The sequence below is a fragment of the Chitinophaga sp. 9-1-y genome (assembly GCF_059511905.2).
On record NZ_CM197955.1, the window covers coordinates 1,886,510 to 1,901,019 of the forward strand.

Sequence of the window (14,510 nt, forward strand, 5' to 3'; positions counted from 1 at the left end):
TACAGAATCCTTATCGCATTAACCACTTTTTGAAGGTGGGGTAGTCGGCAGGCAATAAAGTAGCTTCTTTTTCTTTACCATATAAAGACATCACCTTGGACGGGGTATATATTTCCTCGCGGATAGACTTCGGCGCAGTATCTTCAAATTTCACCGGATGCGCGGTTTCCAGGAATACACCGGTCAGTGCAGGCGCATCCTCCAGGTAACGTTGCAGGCCCATAAAGCCTACAGCCCCATGTGGATCCAGCATGTAATGGTTTTCTTTCCAAACCTGTTCCATGGTACGGGCAGTGTCTTTATCATTAAAGCTATAGGCCGTCAGTTTTTCTGAAAGTGCGGGCAGGCTGTTCCCAAATAACTCCAGTATCCGCACAAAGTTGCTCGGATCCGCCACGTCCATAGCGTTGGAGAGGGTAGGCGATGCCTTACCCGGCTCATATTTGCCACTGGTCATGAAACGGGGAACGGTATCATTAATATTGGTAGCGGCCACAAAATGAGCAATAGGTAAGCCCATGGCTGCGGCCATCATGCCCGCGCAAATGTTGCCGAAATTGCCGCTCGGTACAGAAAATACCAGTTTGGGATGAGCTGCTTTCATTTGTTTATACGCCAGGAAATAATAGAACATCTGCGGCAGCCAGCGGGCCACATTAATAGAGTTGGCGCTGGTCAGCGAGCGATGATCCTGTAATTCCCGGTCGAGGAAGGCCGTTTTCACCAGTTGTTGGCAGTCGTCGAAGGTGCCCTGTATTTCCAGGGCATGGATGTTTTTACCCAGTGTAGTCAGTTGCTTTTCCTGCAGTATACTCACTTTCTGCGAAGGGTAGAGGATCACTACTTCTACACCGGGAACATTATAAAAACCGCTGGCCACTGCGCCGCCGGTATCGCCGGAAGTGGCTACCAACACGGTAACGGGCTTGCTGTTGTTGCGGCGGAAATAGCCCAGGCACCCTGCCATGAAACGCGCGCCTACATCTTTGAAGGCAAGGGTGGGACCGTGGAATAGTTCAAGGGCAAAGGTGTGACCAGTCACTTTCTGCACGGGGAAAGGAAAGTGCAGGGTGTCGGCCACTATCTTTTTTAATGCTTCTTCGGGTATTTCGTCTCCTACAAATGGGCGGATAACTTGTAATCCGATTTCATGATCCGTATAGTCGTGCAGGTGAGCAAGAAAATTTTTGTCCAATGTGGGGATCTGTTCCGGAAAATATAACCCCCTGTCTGGTGCCAATCCCTGTACTACTGCTGTTTCGAAATTTACCTGGTGCTGCTTGTTTTGTAAGCTGAAATACTGCATGGATAATACGTTGTTTTGGTTAGTCAATCACTTTAACACCGGCGGTGTTGATTTGGGACACATAGATTTTATAGTCTACTCCCAGTGGTGCGTAAACGCTATCCATAGTAGCCGCTACTTTGCGGGCATTTTCTTCTCCTTTACTCAGCATAAATACAGATGGGCCGGAACCGGAAATACCGCCGCCGAGTGCGCCGGCTTCTTTGCATTTCAGTTTCAGTTCATGGAAGGCAGGAATGAGAATGGCACGCACCGGTTCTACAATCACATCTTCCAGTGAGCGGCTGATCAGTTCATAATCATCCTGGTACAAGCCAGCCACCAGTGCGCCCACGTTACCCCACTGCCGGATGGCATCGGTCATCAGCACCTTCTGTTTCAGGATTTCACGGGCATCCGAGGTTTTTACTTCTATCTGCGGATGTATAACGGTTACCCATAAATGTTCCGGGGTATGTAGGGTGGTGATGTCCAGCGGACGGTAACTTCTTACCAGTGTAAAGCCACCCAGTATGGCCGGCGCTACGTTGTCGGCATGTGCAGAGCCACAGGCCAGCCTTTCGCCTTCCATGGCAAAACGAACCAGTTGTTTTTTTGTGAAAGGCTCTCCCAGTAAATGGTTCACACCTACCACGGCGCCGGCGCTGCTGGCGGCGCTGGAACCAATGCCGCTGCCCGGATGTATTTTCTTGAAAATCTCTACTTCAATGCCTATATCCGGTTGTTCGTATTTCTGTAATAATGCCTGAATAGCTACGCCTGCTACGTTGCGGGCCGGGTCCAGTGGCAGGTCTGCGCCATGGATGGCAGTAATGCGGATTCCGGGTTCGGCGACCCTGCGCAGGATCATTTCATCTCCCGGCGCATCCAGCGCCAGGCCAATCACATCAAAGCCACAGGCCACATTGGCTACAGTTCCTGGCGCAAATACTTTTATACTATCCATATAACCGTTTAGTTAGTTTAATTTAATAATAGATTCCTACGTTTGCAAGGCTTTGGTAAGGATTAATGAAAAGATCATCACCTGGCGCTGCGGATTATATCTGCGAAGATGCCCGAAGCGGTAACATCTGCACCGGCGCCGGCTCCTTTTACAATCAGTGGCTGGTCTTTATAGCGACTGGTTGTATACAACACGATATTATCTTTTCCTTCCAACTGGTAGAACGGATGATCCGGGGCCACACTTTGCAATCCTACCGAAGCTTTACCATTGATATAGCTCGCCACAAATTTCAGGCGTTTGCCTGCGGCGGCAGCGGTTTCCCGAAGTCCCTGGAAATGGCCGGCATGAACATCCAGCTCTTCATAGAAGTCAGGCACAGATGGGGCATCCAGGCAAGCCGCCGGGAGGAAGGAGTGGTTGGTGATTTCATCCATTTCAATGGCAGCTCCGCTTTCCCGTGCGAGGATGAGTATTTTCCGCATCACGTCTTTACCACTCAGGTCAATACGCGGATCTGGCTCTGTGTATCCTTCATCCTGCGCGGCTTTCACCACTTCCCGGAAGCTGGCCCCATTCACAAAATGATTGAATACAAAGTTCAGGCTGCCGGATAAAACGGCTTCGATACTATGTACTTTATCGCCGCTTCTGATCAGGTCATTCAGGGTGTTGATAACGGGTAACCCGGCGCCAACATTGGTTTCAAAGAGGAACGACGCATTGTATTTCCGGGCCAGGTCTTTCAGCTGTTTATAATAAACATAGTCAGAAGAACAAGCAATTTTATTGCAGGTAACTACCGAAATGCCGTGTTGCAAAAACTCGTGATATACGGCAGCGATATCGCCGCTGGCAGTGTTGTCTACAAATACGCTGTTGCGCAGGTTCAGTGCTTTTATTTGTTGCACAAAGTCGGCGGTACTCATATGGCTGCCCTGTTCCAGTTGGGAACGCCAGTTGTCCAGCGTAATGCCTCCATCCGCCACCAGGGTACGTTTGCTGTTGGCAAGGCCAATTACGCGCACCTGTAAACCCAGTTCATCCCGCAGGTAATGTTCCTGCTGCTGTAATTGTTCCAGCAGCTTGCTGCCTACATTGCCTACACCGGCAATGAAGAGGTTTACCTGCTTCAGCGGGGTTTCAAAGAAGGTTTCGTGCATGACGTTGAGGGCTTTTTTGATATCGGCTTTGTTAATCACCGCAGAGATATTTTTCTCGGTAGAACCTTGCGCAATGGCGCGTACGTTGACACCGTTGCGACCCAGGGTGCCAAAGAGTTTGCCGCTGGTGCCGTGATGATTCTTCATTTTATCACCTACCACGGCTACAATGCAAAGGTCTTTTTCTACCTGCAGGGGTTCAATGCGTTTCTCGAGTATTTCCTGCCCAAATTCGCTGTCAACGGTAGTTTTGGCTTTGAGCATATCCGCTTCATGAATACCTACGGTAATAGAGTGTTCGGAAGAACTCTGGGTAATCAGGATCACGTTGATCCGTTCCCGTAAGAGCGATTCAAACAGTCTTTTAGAGAAGCCGGGAATGCCCACCATGCCGCTTCCTTCGAGGGTAAGCAAGGCAATATGCTGTATGCCGGAGATGCCGGTAACCGGGAAACTGCGGTCTGCACTGTCTTGTATGAGGGTACCGTGATCTTCCGGGGCAAATGTGTTTTTGATCCAGATAGGAATACGTTTACTCATCACGGGTTGTATAGTAGGTGGATAAATGACTTTGGCGCCGAAGTGCGACAACTCCATTGCCTCCACATAAGAGATATGCGAAATGGGAATGGCCTGTGATACGATACGGGGATCAGCGGTCATCATGCCGCTTACATCTGTCCAGATGTCCAGTACATCAGCATTTACAGCAGCAGCAATAATAGCGGCGGTATAATCGGATCCGCCACGGCCCAGGGTAGTGGTATCGCCTTCGGCGGTAGCGGCTACGAAGCCCGGTAATACAACATAGTCAACGGTCGACTGTGCAAAGTACTGGGTAATATTATGATTGGTGGCAACAAAATTTACGTTGGCATGGCCGAAGTGATGATCGGTTACAATGAGTTCCCGGCTGTCTTTGCAGGTGGCGGAGAGTCCCTGTTGTTTTAATTTTTCAGCTACAATGGTGCAGGACATCAGTTCGCCGTAGCTCATGATTTTATCCAGGGTACGCGCACTGAGTTCTGCTACCTGGAAGATGCCATCACAGAGGTTTTCGAGGGCATTCAGTTTTTTCTTCAGCTGGCTTATCTGGCTGCTTTGTGCGGTAATAGGGAACAGTTCACGGATGGTATCGAGATGCCGGGCTTCAATTTCCTGCAATAGGTTTTTGTAGTCTTCCTGGCCCTGCTCTGCGAGTTGTCCGCAGCGTATAAGCTTGTCCGTTACTCCGCCCAATGCAGATACAACGATGGCATATTGTCCGGCAGGTTTATATTTTTTGAGGATGTAACAAACCTGTTCTATTGCTTTGGCGCTTCCAACAGAAGTGCCGCCAAATTTTAATACTTGCATATGGAAAATTTATACGTAGATAAACTCCGGGTCCTCCCGGTGAAGTACCACCTTCGTGGTCGTTGGATCATATGTGAAAACTAACCCCGCAGTGGGGTTGTAATAATTGTTGTGGACGTTGTCGGCATAATAGTGTCCGCGTCCTGCTGAGTGGCAGGAGTAACAGAGAATTGATATGTATAAAACGGTATCACTATTTGAAATATGACGATTGTGTAACAAAAGTCTACAATTACACCGGTAAATAAAAGTGCAGTGGGGATATTTAGAAATATTTCAAAAAATGGGCTTTTTATTTGTTTGTGTGATTTATAAATGTGGTTTTATTGATTTTGCTATAATGAAATTGGCTTTTATGTATGTTTTTGTTATTTCAATATGAACTGAAAATTACACTTACATGACTTTTTAATGACAATCAGGTCGTGTTTGTGGGAAATGCCCAAAAAGGATTGACACCCCATTTATGGTTTTGTTTTCTCACCGTTTAAAACACAATTTTGGATATTATAGAATTATATCCTTAACTTAGTTGCCTAAACAATTGCCACTTGTCCATTTCACTGAAATATACAAGCAATAGTCAGCTTAACTACTACTTTCTCATGGCCACGCTTGCCATGGATTCGACTTTGGCATAACCTCTTCCAACAGCCGCTACCGGCCATTCTTCGTGTTTATATACCGTAACTTTGTATTGATAGTTTTGGGCTATCCGGGTGCATGTGTATCTGATATTTTTTACTGCCTTTACGGGTTGCGCGTGGACATATAATTTCGATCATACACCAACAGGAATCATACACCCATTCAATCATTAATTGTACACCAGAACAATTGTACACCAAAACAATTTTTTCAATTTACCTGTTATGCCACATTATCATAAACTCGGACAAATACCGCATAAACGCCATACCCAGTTTCGTAAACCGGATGGCCAGCTGTATTCGGAACAGTTGTTTTCCACGGAAGGCTTTTCGTCTCACTCCAGCTTATTATATCATTGTCATCCTCCTACGGAAATTGTGAAAGTGGATGAGCCTTATTCCGTAGCTCCCAAGGTGGCGGAAGAAAAAATGCTGAAGCACCGCAGTTTCATGGGCTTCAATATTAGACCGGAAGACGATTTCCTCCAAAGCCGCAAAGCCGTGCTGGTCAACAGTGATCTGCATATTGTACTGGCCTCTCCCCGTAAAAGCATGGAAGGTTACTTCTACAAGAATGCAGACGGAGATGAAATGATCTTCGTACACGAAGGCAGTGGTGTACTGAAGACACAATACGGACAACTCGAATTTGGCTACGGCGACTATCTCGTTATTCCCCGTGGTACCATTTACCAGATCTCTTTCAATAGTGCAGACAATCGCCTGTTTATTGTAGAATCGTTTAGCCCAATCCGTTATCCAAAAAGATACCTGAGCAAATATGGGCAACTGCTGGAACATTCGCCGTATTGCGAACGGGATATCCGCCAGCCGCAAAACCTGGAAACCATCGATGAAGCCGGCGATTTCCTGATCCGCATCAAGAAGAAAGGTGTGATATACCCGATTCACTACAAACACCATCCTTTTGATGTGGTAGGATGGGATGGATGCGAATATCCATTTGCCTTTTCCATTCATGACTTCGAACCCATCACCGGGCGTGTACATCAGCCACCACCCGTGCACCAAACGTTTGAAGGCAACAACTTCGTAGTTTGCTCCTTCTGCCCTCGCTTATTTGATTACCATCCACAGGCTATTCCGGCGCCTTATAACCATAGTAATATCGACAGCGATGAGGTATTATATTATGTAGACGGCGATTTTATGAGCCGTAAACATGTGGTACGCGGCATGATCACCCTCCATCCGGCGGGTATTCCGCATGGCCCGCATCCGGGAGCCGTAGAAAAAAGTATTGGCGCAAAAGAAACAAAAGAACTGGCAGTAATGGTGGATACTTTCCATCCCCTGCAAATCACAGAAGAAGCACTGGGCATTGAAGATGGCAGCTATGTAATGAGCTGGGCAGAATAACAAAATAATATTAACGGCAACCAACCACCTTATAAACACCAAAACAATTGAATGTTATGGAAACAGCATTAGTGAATGCAGACAATTTAACTGGTCAGCAGGATTTTTTACCCCTCAACGGAACAGATTACGTTGAGTTTTACGTAGGCAACGCCAAACAGGCCGCCCTCTATTACAAAACAGCTTTCGGCTTTCAGTCAGTTGCTTATGCCGGCCCTGAAACCGGTGTAAGAGACCGGGTTTCCTATGTGCTGGTACAAAATAAATTACGCTTTGTACTTACTACCTCCCTGCTGCCCGATACAGAAATTGCCCGTCACGTTGCCAAACATGGTGATGGCGTAAAGGTACTGGCATTATGGGTAGATGATGCCCGTTCTGCTTATGAAGAAACCGTAAAACGCGGTGCTACACCTTATATGGAACCCACGGTAGAAAAAGATGCATTTGGAGAAGTAGTACGCAGCGGTATTCATACTTACGGCGATACCGTACACGTATTTGTAGAACGCAAGAATTATAAAGGATTGTTCCTGCCAGGTTTCAAAGAATGGAAAACAGACTACAATCCAACAGATACCGGCCTGTTGTACGTTGACCACTGTGTAGGTAACGTAGGCTGGAATGAAATGAATACCTGGGTGGAATTCTATGAGCGCGTAATGGGCTTCCGGAACCTGCTCTCCTTCGACGATAAGGATATCTCTACCGAATATTCTGCACTCATGAGTAAAGTAATGAGTAACGGTAACGGGCGTGTGAAATTCCCGATTAATGAACCGGCAGAAGGTAAAAAGAAATCGCAGATTGAAGAATACCTGGATTTTTACGGCGGTCCTGGCGTTCAACACGTGGCCATTGCTACCAATGATATTGTGAAAACCGTGTCAGAACTACAACGCAGGGGGATAGAGTTCCTGAAAGTACCGTCTGAATACTATGAAACCCTGCTGGATCGCGTGGGCAAAATAGATGAAGCCATTGCACCATTGCAGGAACTGGGTATCCTGGTAGATAGAGATGATGAAGGTTATCTGCTGCAGATCTTCACCAAACCACTACAGGACAGACCTACCGTGTTCTTCGAAATTATTCAGCGCAAAGGAGCACAGTCTTTTGGTAAAGGCAACTTCAAGGCACTGTTTGAATCAATAGAAAGAGAACAGGCCTTGCGCGGCAACTTATAATTTATCTATGCTTGCTTTAGCCACTCCTCTTTAGCAGGAGTCCTCATTGGCCCCGGCTGATGATGGTTACAACAACTTAAATGTAGAGCCTGCTTGAAATTCAAGCAGGCTTTTTTTATTTTGGTTTTAATAAATATTTATTATTTTTAATGTATATTTTAAAACCATATGAAAAGCCTAATTGAAGACCTGGTTATGTTAATTCATTTGTTGTTAACAACTTAATAACCATATCTCATTTATGTTCACCATAGTTTTGCGTATTCTTTATACAATGTAAAAATTTAATATTTGTAACCTATGCTCAACACATCTGCTGCCCAACGGGCCGGGCTTGCCGTACTTGTAATGGCATCAACTTTCGTTTTTTCGGCATTTCGCGCTGATAACGGCACTCAACCAGGTACTTATCTGCATAAAATATCTTCCCCGGCTGGTCAAACTGTGCTGGAATATAATGCGGATAAAACCATTAAGAAAATCACCCAGTTTCGTAAAACAGAAAATGCTTCTTACACAGACGTGCAAATTCCGGTGTATGAAAATGGCCGCCTGGTAAAAAGCCTGTTTGCGGACGAAGAAAATGCCACTACCGGCGACCTCTACACGTCTTTTGATTATGCCGGCGACAAAGTAGCTAAAATCAGCTACTACCGCAATAATGGCGTGTATACTTATGATTCACTGGTATATAATGAAAACGGTAAACTCGCCGTACGCTACCAGTTCGGGAAAAATCCGGTGAAGGGTAACTGGGAAAATACCGGCTATCAGCAACTGACCTGGGATAACGATGGTAACGTAGCGCAATTGGATAACTACGGCAAACAACCCGGCTACGCTAAGTTTGTGCACACTTCTGCAGTGAGCTATACGTACGACAAACAACAAAACCCACAGCAGCAACAAGCGGAACTGGGTTGCCTGACAGAACTGAGCGCAGCGAACTTATCAGCTCATAACATCCTGACGGAGAATATCAGCAGCATCAATTCTTCCCGTGTAGTTACCAGCACTTATTCGTATGCCTATAACGGCGCCAAATACCCTGTACGCGGTACTTATACTTCCGGAGTAGACGCGGCGGTAGTAAAACTGGAATGGATTAAGCTACAGTAACGCGATAATCACTTAACTTTACAATATAAATATAACTGTTCCGTTTTTTATGAGGATACAAACACTGTTTGGTATATTGTTTTTGTTAGGTGGGATTTTCCAGGCTTTTACGGCTATATTGATCTATCAGGGGCACAAGCATTATATATTGAAGATTGCCAGCAAGAAAGTGAGCATGGTAATATATTTTATTTTTGCCCTCTTATTGTTTTATCTTGCCTACGTAAATCTGGTTTAATATTAAAATTTTGTTGAATTAGTATATGAAGCGACTTGTTGTAATCGTTTTGGTTTTATTAGGTGCAGGCAACCTGTTTGCCCAGCAATCTTTCCTCGAAAACCAGAAAATGTTTCCCAAAGTAGGGGAGGCATATCGTGAGAAGGAAGAGTTGCTGAAAAAAGAGTTCGAAAAGAAAGGACTGACTTATCCTGCAAAGTATATGTTCATCCGCTCCTTCAAACTCGATAGCGAAATGGAAATATGGGTGAAGAATAATGCATCAGATACTTTCCGCCTGTTTAAGTCGTACCGTGTTTGCACACTGTCCGGTAAAATGGGCCCTAAACGCAAGGAAGGCGACCGGCAGGTACCAGAAGGCTTCTACTATATCAACGACTTCAATCCAAACAGCAACTACCACCTCTCACTCGGGATCAACTATCCCAACTTTTCGGATCGTATCCTGAGTGACGCCAAAAATCCAGGTGGCGAAATCTATATTCACGGTAACTGCATTACCGTAGGTTGTATCCCGTTAACAGATGAGTTCATTGACGAAGTATACATCCTGGCCGTGAACGCTAAAAATGCCGGGCAAGACTTTATCCCCGTACACGTTTTTCCCGTGAAATTTGGCAACACAGGCTCCATGAATTACCTGGGTACATTTACACTGACCGACGGTTCTTCCAAACAATTCTGGACAGAACTGAGAGGCGCTTACGATTATTTTGAGAAGCATCACCGCCTGCCGGTAGTACTGGTAGATGATAAAGGAAAATACGTGATGTAAACAGATCACAGCAATTACAAAAAATGAAAAATATTTTGGGAGATAAGAATCGCTTTAGCGTTTTTTATCTCCCAAACTTTTTTTCAAGCTCACTTACCCGGAACCCCTTTAAAATCAGGTAGTTCGATTATTGAAAACCCCCTTAGTGTAACTTTTACACCATTATTCCTGCCTTTTGCCCATATTAATTTGGATTTTAGCGATTTTTTTTCCAACTTGTTCGAAGGTCAAATCAATTTACCAGTATGCACAGAAGAGACGCAATCAGGAATGTGGCGATTTTGTTGGGCACCGCCATTTCCGCTTCCACGTTATCAGCCTTAGAAAGTTGTACAGGCTCCGCTCCGAAAAACTATGATTTGCAAAAGCCGGAAACCAAAGCAATCCTGGCGGAAATAGCAGATACCATCATCCCCAGAACCGATACCCCTGGCGCCAAAGATGCCAAAGTAGAGGAATTCATTATTACCATGATGAATGACTGCTATAAAAAGGAAGACCAGCAGGTATTCCTCGACGGCTTGGTGAAAATTGACGCTGCCAGCAACAAAGAATTCAAGAAAAGTTTCATGGAGATCACCCCTGAGCAACGTACCAAACTGCTCACAGCGATTGAAGAAGAACGCGTGAACTACAACAAGCGTCCTAACAAAAAAGAAGGAGATCCTACCCACTACTTCCAGTACCTGAAAGAATTAACCCTGCTGGGCTATTTCACGTCAGAGGCAGGCTGTACCAAAGCACTGCGCTATGTACCGATTCCAGGTAAGTACGAAGGCTGTATTCCTTACACCAAAGGAGAAAAAGCCTGGGCTGTATAATCCTTCTTTTTTAAGCTTAAATCTGATCTTACATGAACCTGAATATAAAAGCACAGGACGAGCACACCTATGATGCCATTGTGATTGGCTCAGGTGTGAGTGGTGGCTGGGCAGCCAAAGAGCTGACCGAAAAAGGACTCAAAGTATTGATGCTCGATCGTGGTAAACCACTGGAGCATGTGAAAGACTATGATACTGCCATGGAGGACCCCTGGAAATTCAAACACCGTGGACGTATCACCGTTGATCAGCGCGAAACACATCCTAAGCTGAGCCGCGACTACCCTTACTCAGAACACAACGAAAAATACTGGATCAATGATTCAGAAAGTCCTTATAACGAAGTAAAACGCTTTGACTGGTATCGTCCGGACATCGTGGGTGGTAAATCCATTATGTGGGGCCGCCAGTCGTACCGCCTCAGCGATATTGATTTTGAAGCCAACCTGAAAGATGGTATCGCAGTAGACTGGCCTATCCGCTATAAGGATATTGCTCCCTGGTACGATTACGTAGAAAAATTTGCTGGTATCAGTGGCACCCGTGAAGGATTGCCACAGCTCCCCGATGGTCACTTTATGCCCGCCATGGAAATGAACTGCGTGGAAAAAGATGTCAAAACAGCGGTGGAAGGAAAATTCAAAGGCCGTATCATCACCATGGGACGTGTGGCTAACATCACACAACCATTACCTGGCCGTGAGAAATGCCAGTACCGCAACCTTTGCAGCCGTGGATGTCCGTTTGGTGCTTACTTCAGCACGCAATCTTCTACACTGCCTGCTGCCAGAGCTACCGGCAACCTCACGCTGCGTCCGGATTCCATCGTAAACTCCGTGATCTACGATGAAAAAGCAGGTAAAGCGACCGGTGTAAAAGTAATCGACAAGCACACCAAACAAATGGTGGAATATTACGCTAAAATCATCTTCATCAACGGATCTACACTGGGTTCCACCTTTGTGATGATGAACTCTGTATCTTCCCGCTTCCCCAACGGATTAGGAAATGATAGTGGCGTACTCGGTAAATACCTGATGGATCACCACTTCCGCAACGGCGCCTCCGGCACCGCAGAAGGGTATGATGATAAATATTATTTCGGTCGCCGTGCAAACGGCATCTACGTACCACGTTACCGCAACATTGGCAGCGACAAACGCGATTACATCCGCGGATTTGGCTACCAGGGCGGCGCCAGCCGTTCCGGATGGAGTAGGGGTATTGCCGAAATGGGCGTAGGAAAAGACTTCAAAGAAATGCTTACCGAGCCCGGTAAATGGGGCATTGGTTTGGGTGGTTTCGGCGAATGCTTACCTTATGAAGATAACAAAGTAACGTTGGATAACTCCGTGAAAGACGCATGGGGCCAGCCAGTCCTGAAATTCGACGCAGAATTCAAGGAGAACGAGAAGAAGATGCGCGTAGACATGATGAATGATGCCGCAGAAATGCTGGAAGCAGCCGGTATCAAAAACGTGAAAACATACGACAACGGTTCTTATCCAGGTATGGCCATCCATGAAATGGGTACCGCCCGTATGGGACGTGATCCGAAAACCTCTATGCTCAATGGATTTAACCAGATGCATGCAGTGAAAAACGTTTTCGTAACCGATGGTTCTTTCATGACTTCAGCTTCCTGCGTAAATCCTTCCCTCACGTATATGGCCATGACAGCCCGTGCGGTAGATTATGCAGTGAAAGAATTAAAGAAAGGCAATATTTAACACCATAGTACTTAGCGGTCAGGAGATAGCTTTTGAAGGAAAAGCTATGCCCTGGCCGCTAATCACTTATAACACTTCGTGATATGAACCTGAATATAAAGGCGCAAAAAGAAAATACATACGATGCTATTGTGGTGGGATCCGGTATCAGTGGCGGATGGGCAGCGAAAGAGCTGAGTGAAAAAGGTTTGAAAACCCTGGTACTGGAAAGAGGCCGGAACGTTGAACATATCAAAGACTACACTACGGCCCTCAAAGCGCCCTGGGAATTTGCACATCATCTCAATACTACCAACGAGATGCGGGACAAACACCCGATCCAGAGCCGCTGCTATGCTTTTGATGAAGCTACCCAACAATACTGGGTAAATGATAAAGAGAATCCTTATAATGAAGTAAAACCTTTTAACTGGCTGCGTGGCTATCAGGTAGGTGGCCGTTCTCTCATGTGGGGCCGCCAGGTGTACCGTTGGAGCGATCTCGATTTCACCGCCAACGGAAAAGACGGTCACGGCGTGGATTGGCCTATCCGTTATAAAGACATTGCGCCCTGGTATGAATACGTGGAAAAGTATATTGGGGTAAGTGGACAAGCAGAAGGACTCCCACAATTGCCGGATGGCTATTTCCTGCCACCCATGGAAATGAACTGCCTGGAAAAGCATGTGGCAGCAAGGGTAAAGGAAAAATACAACGACCGTATCGTCACCATTGGCCGTGCAGCACACCTGACCAAAGGATTGAAAGATCGTGGTCCCTGCCAGTTCCGTAATCTCTGCGCCCGTGGTTGTCCGTTTACCGGCTACTTCAGCAGCAACGGCGTTACATTGCCAGCTGCCGCGGCTACCGGCAACATGACGCTGCGCCCGGATTCTATTGTGTTGGAAGTATTATACGACAAAGATAAAAGCAAAGCAACCGGTGTAAGAGTAATGGATTCGCATACCTTACAAACCGTAGAATATTATGCAAATATCATTTTCCTGAATGCCTCTACACTTGGTACCAGCTGGATTATGATGAATTCCGTATCTGACCGGTTCCCGAATGGTTTTGGAAATGACAGCGGACAGCTGGGACATAACCTGATGGATCACCACTTCGGCGTAGGCGCTGGTGGCAGTTTTGACGGTTTTGAGGATCAATATTACAACAGTGGCCGCCGGCCTAACGGGATCTATATTCCGCGTTTCCGTAATACTAACGCCAAAACCATGCGTACCGACTACGTACGTGGATTCGGCTACCAGGGCGGTGCTGGCAGAGACAGAGGTGCCAGCTGGGAAGGTATTGGCGTACAACTGAAAGCGGCCCAAACAGAGCCGGGTAAATGGGGCCTGGGCATTGGCTCCTGGGGTGAACACCTGCCTTATTTTGAGAATAAGGTAACCATGAACAAAACCAAGAAAGATAAGTACGGATTACCAACATTAGACATCGACTGTGAGTTTAAGGCCAATGAAATGGCCATGCGTAAAGATATGCAGGCGAGTGCCATAGAAATGCTGGAAGCCGCCGGATTAAAGAATGTGCATGGTTACGATGAGGCACCGCCTCCGGGACACTGCATTCACGAAATGGGCACCGCCCGCATGGGTAAGGATCCTAAAACATCGGTGCTGAATGGTTTTAACCAGGTACATGCTGCAAAGAATGTATTTGTCACCGATGGTGCCTGCATGACTTCCTCCTCTTGCGTAAATCCTTCTATCACCTATATGGCGCTTACCGCCAGGGCATGTGATCATGCCGTTAAAGAACTAAAGAAAGGGAATATTTAGAAGTGGAAAGCAGAAAGCAAAAAGGATAAAGCAAAAAGCTATTGTAGCGAATGATCAT

At 46.3% G+C, this 14,510-nt stretch carries 10 protein-coding genes; 7 read left to right on the forward strand and 3 right to left on the reverse strand.

The features are described 5' to 3' along the window. Positions 1-10: 10 nt before the first annotated feature. From thrC to thrA, 3 genes are all read right to left on the reverse strand, one after another. Complete coding sequence (gene thrC, locus AC5ZC7_RS07455) at positions 11-1,306, reverse strand: threonine synthase (RefSeq protein WP_496160217.1); 1,296 nt, start codon at positions 1,304-1,306, stop codon at positions 11-13. A 19-nt stretch (positions 1,307-1,325) separates the two neighbouring features. After that, positions 1,326-2,252, reverse strand: coding sequence for a homoserine kinase (locus AC5ZC7_RS07460; RefSeq protein ID WP_496160216.1), 927 nt, complete (start codon positions 2,250-2,252; stop codon positions 1,326-1,328). Positions 2,253-2,329: 77 nt separating this feature from the next. Continuing rightward, complete coding sequence (gene thrA, locus AC5ZC7_RS07465) at positions 2,330-4,771, reverse strand: bifunctional aspartate kinase/homoserine dehydrogenase I (RefSeq protein WP_496160215.1); 2,442 nt, start codon at positions 4,769-4,771, stop codon at positions 2,330-2,332. Positions 4,772-5,643: 872 nt separating this feature from the next. Between thrA and AC5ZC7_RS07470 the strand changes: the two genes are divergently transcribed. The 7 genes from AC5ZC7_RS07470 (at position 5,644) to AC5ZC7_RS07500 (ending at position 14,452) form a co-directional block, all read left to right on the forward strand. After that, on the forward strand, positions 5,644-6,801 hold the full coding sequence (locus AC5ZC7_RS07470; RefSeq protein WP_496160214.1) for a homogentisate 1,2-dioxygenase: 1,158 nt from the start codon (positions 5,644-5,646) through the stop codon (positions 6,799-6,801). Positions 6,802-6,857: 56 nt separating this feature from the next. After that, a complete protein-coding gene (hppD, locus tag AC5ZC7_RS07475) occupies positions 6,858-7,988 on the forward strand; it encodes a 4-hydroxyphenylpyruvate dioxygenase (RefSeq protein ID WP_496160213.1) in 1,131 nt (376 codons plus the stop codon). Between the two features lie 300 nt (positions 7,989-8,288). Continuing rightward, on the forward strand, positions 8,289-9,107 hold the full coding sequence (locus AC5ZC7_RS07480) for a hypothetical protein (RefSeq protein ID WP_496160212.1): 819 nt from the start codon (positions 8,289-8,291) through the stop codon (positions 9,105-9,107). Between the two features lie 263 nt (positions 9,108-9,370). Further along, on the forward strand, positions 9,371-10,120 hold the full coding sequence (locus tag AC5ZC7_RS07485; RefSeq protein WP_496160211.1) for a L,D-transpeptidase family protein: 750 nt from the start codon (positions 9,371-9,373) through the stop codon (positions 10,118-10,120). Between the two features lie 245 nt (positions 10,121-10,365). Beyond that, the gene (locus AC5ZC7_RS07490) at positions 10,366-10,941 is read left to right on the forward strand and encodes a gluconate 2-dehydrogenase subunit 3 family protein (protein ID WP_496160210.1); all 576 of its coding nucleotides are present in this window, start codon (positions 10,366-10,368) and stop codon (positions 10,939-10,941) included. A gap of 32 nt (positions 10,942-10,973) precedes the next feature. Next, the gene (locus AC5ZC7_RS07495; RefSeq protein WP_496160209.1) at positions 10,974-12,671 is read left to right on the forward strand and encodes a GMC oxidoreductase; all 1,698 of its coding nucleotides are present in this window, start codon (positions 10,974-10,976) and stop codon (positions 12,669-12,671) included. Positions 12,672-12,754: 83 nt separating this feature from the next. After that, a complete protein-coding gene (locus AC5ZC7_RS07500) occupies positions 12,755-14,452 on the forward strand; it encodes a GMC oxidoreductase (RefSeq protein WP_496160208.1) in 1,698 nt (565 codons plus the stop codon). Positions 14,453-14,510 lie beyond the last annotated feature (58 nt).

Bases quoted from the DNA above. Each gene is read 5' to 3' on its own strand.
- thrC (WP_496160217.1), bottom strand. From the start codon at position 1,306: ATGCAGTATTTCAGCTTACAAAACAAGCAGCACCAGGTAAATTTCGAA.
- AC5ZC7_RS07460 (WP_496160216.1), bottom strand. From the start codon at position 2,252: ATGGATAGTATAAAAGTATTTGCGCCAGGAACTGTAGCCAATGTGGCC.
- thrA (WP_496160215.1), bottom strand. From the start codon at position 4,771: ATGCAAGTATTAAAATTTGGCGGCACTTCTGTTGGAAGCGCCAAAGCA.
- AC5ZC7_RS07470 (WP_496160214.1), top strand. From the start codon at position 5,644: ATGCCACATTATCATAAACTCGGACAAATACCGCATAAACGCCATACC.
- hppD (WP_496160213.1), top strand. From the start codon at position 6,858: ATGGAAACAGCATTAGTGAATGCAGACAATTTAACTGGTCAGCAGGAT.
- AC5ZC7_RS07480 (WP_496160212.1), top strand. From the start codon at position 8,289: ATGCTCAACACATCTGCTGCCCAACGGGCCGGGCTTGCCGTACTTGTA.
- AC5ZC7_RS07485 (WP_496160211.1), top strand. From the start codon at position 9,371: ATGAAGCGACTTGTTGTAATCGTTTTGGTTTTATTAGGTGCAGGCAAC.
- AC5ZC7_RS07490 (WP_496160210.1), top strand. From the start codon at position 10,366: ATGCACAGAAGAGACGCAATCAGGAATGTGGCGATTTTGTTGGGCACC.
- AC5ZC7_RS07495 (WP_496160209.1), top strand. From the start codon at position 10,974: ATGAACCTGAATATAAAAGCACAGGACGAGCACACCTATGATGCCATT.
- AC5ZC7_RS07500 (WP_496160208.1), top strand. From the start codon at position 12,755: ATGAACCTGAATATAAAGGCGCAAAAAGAAAATACATACGATGCTATT.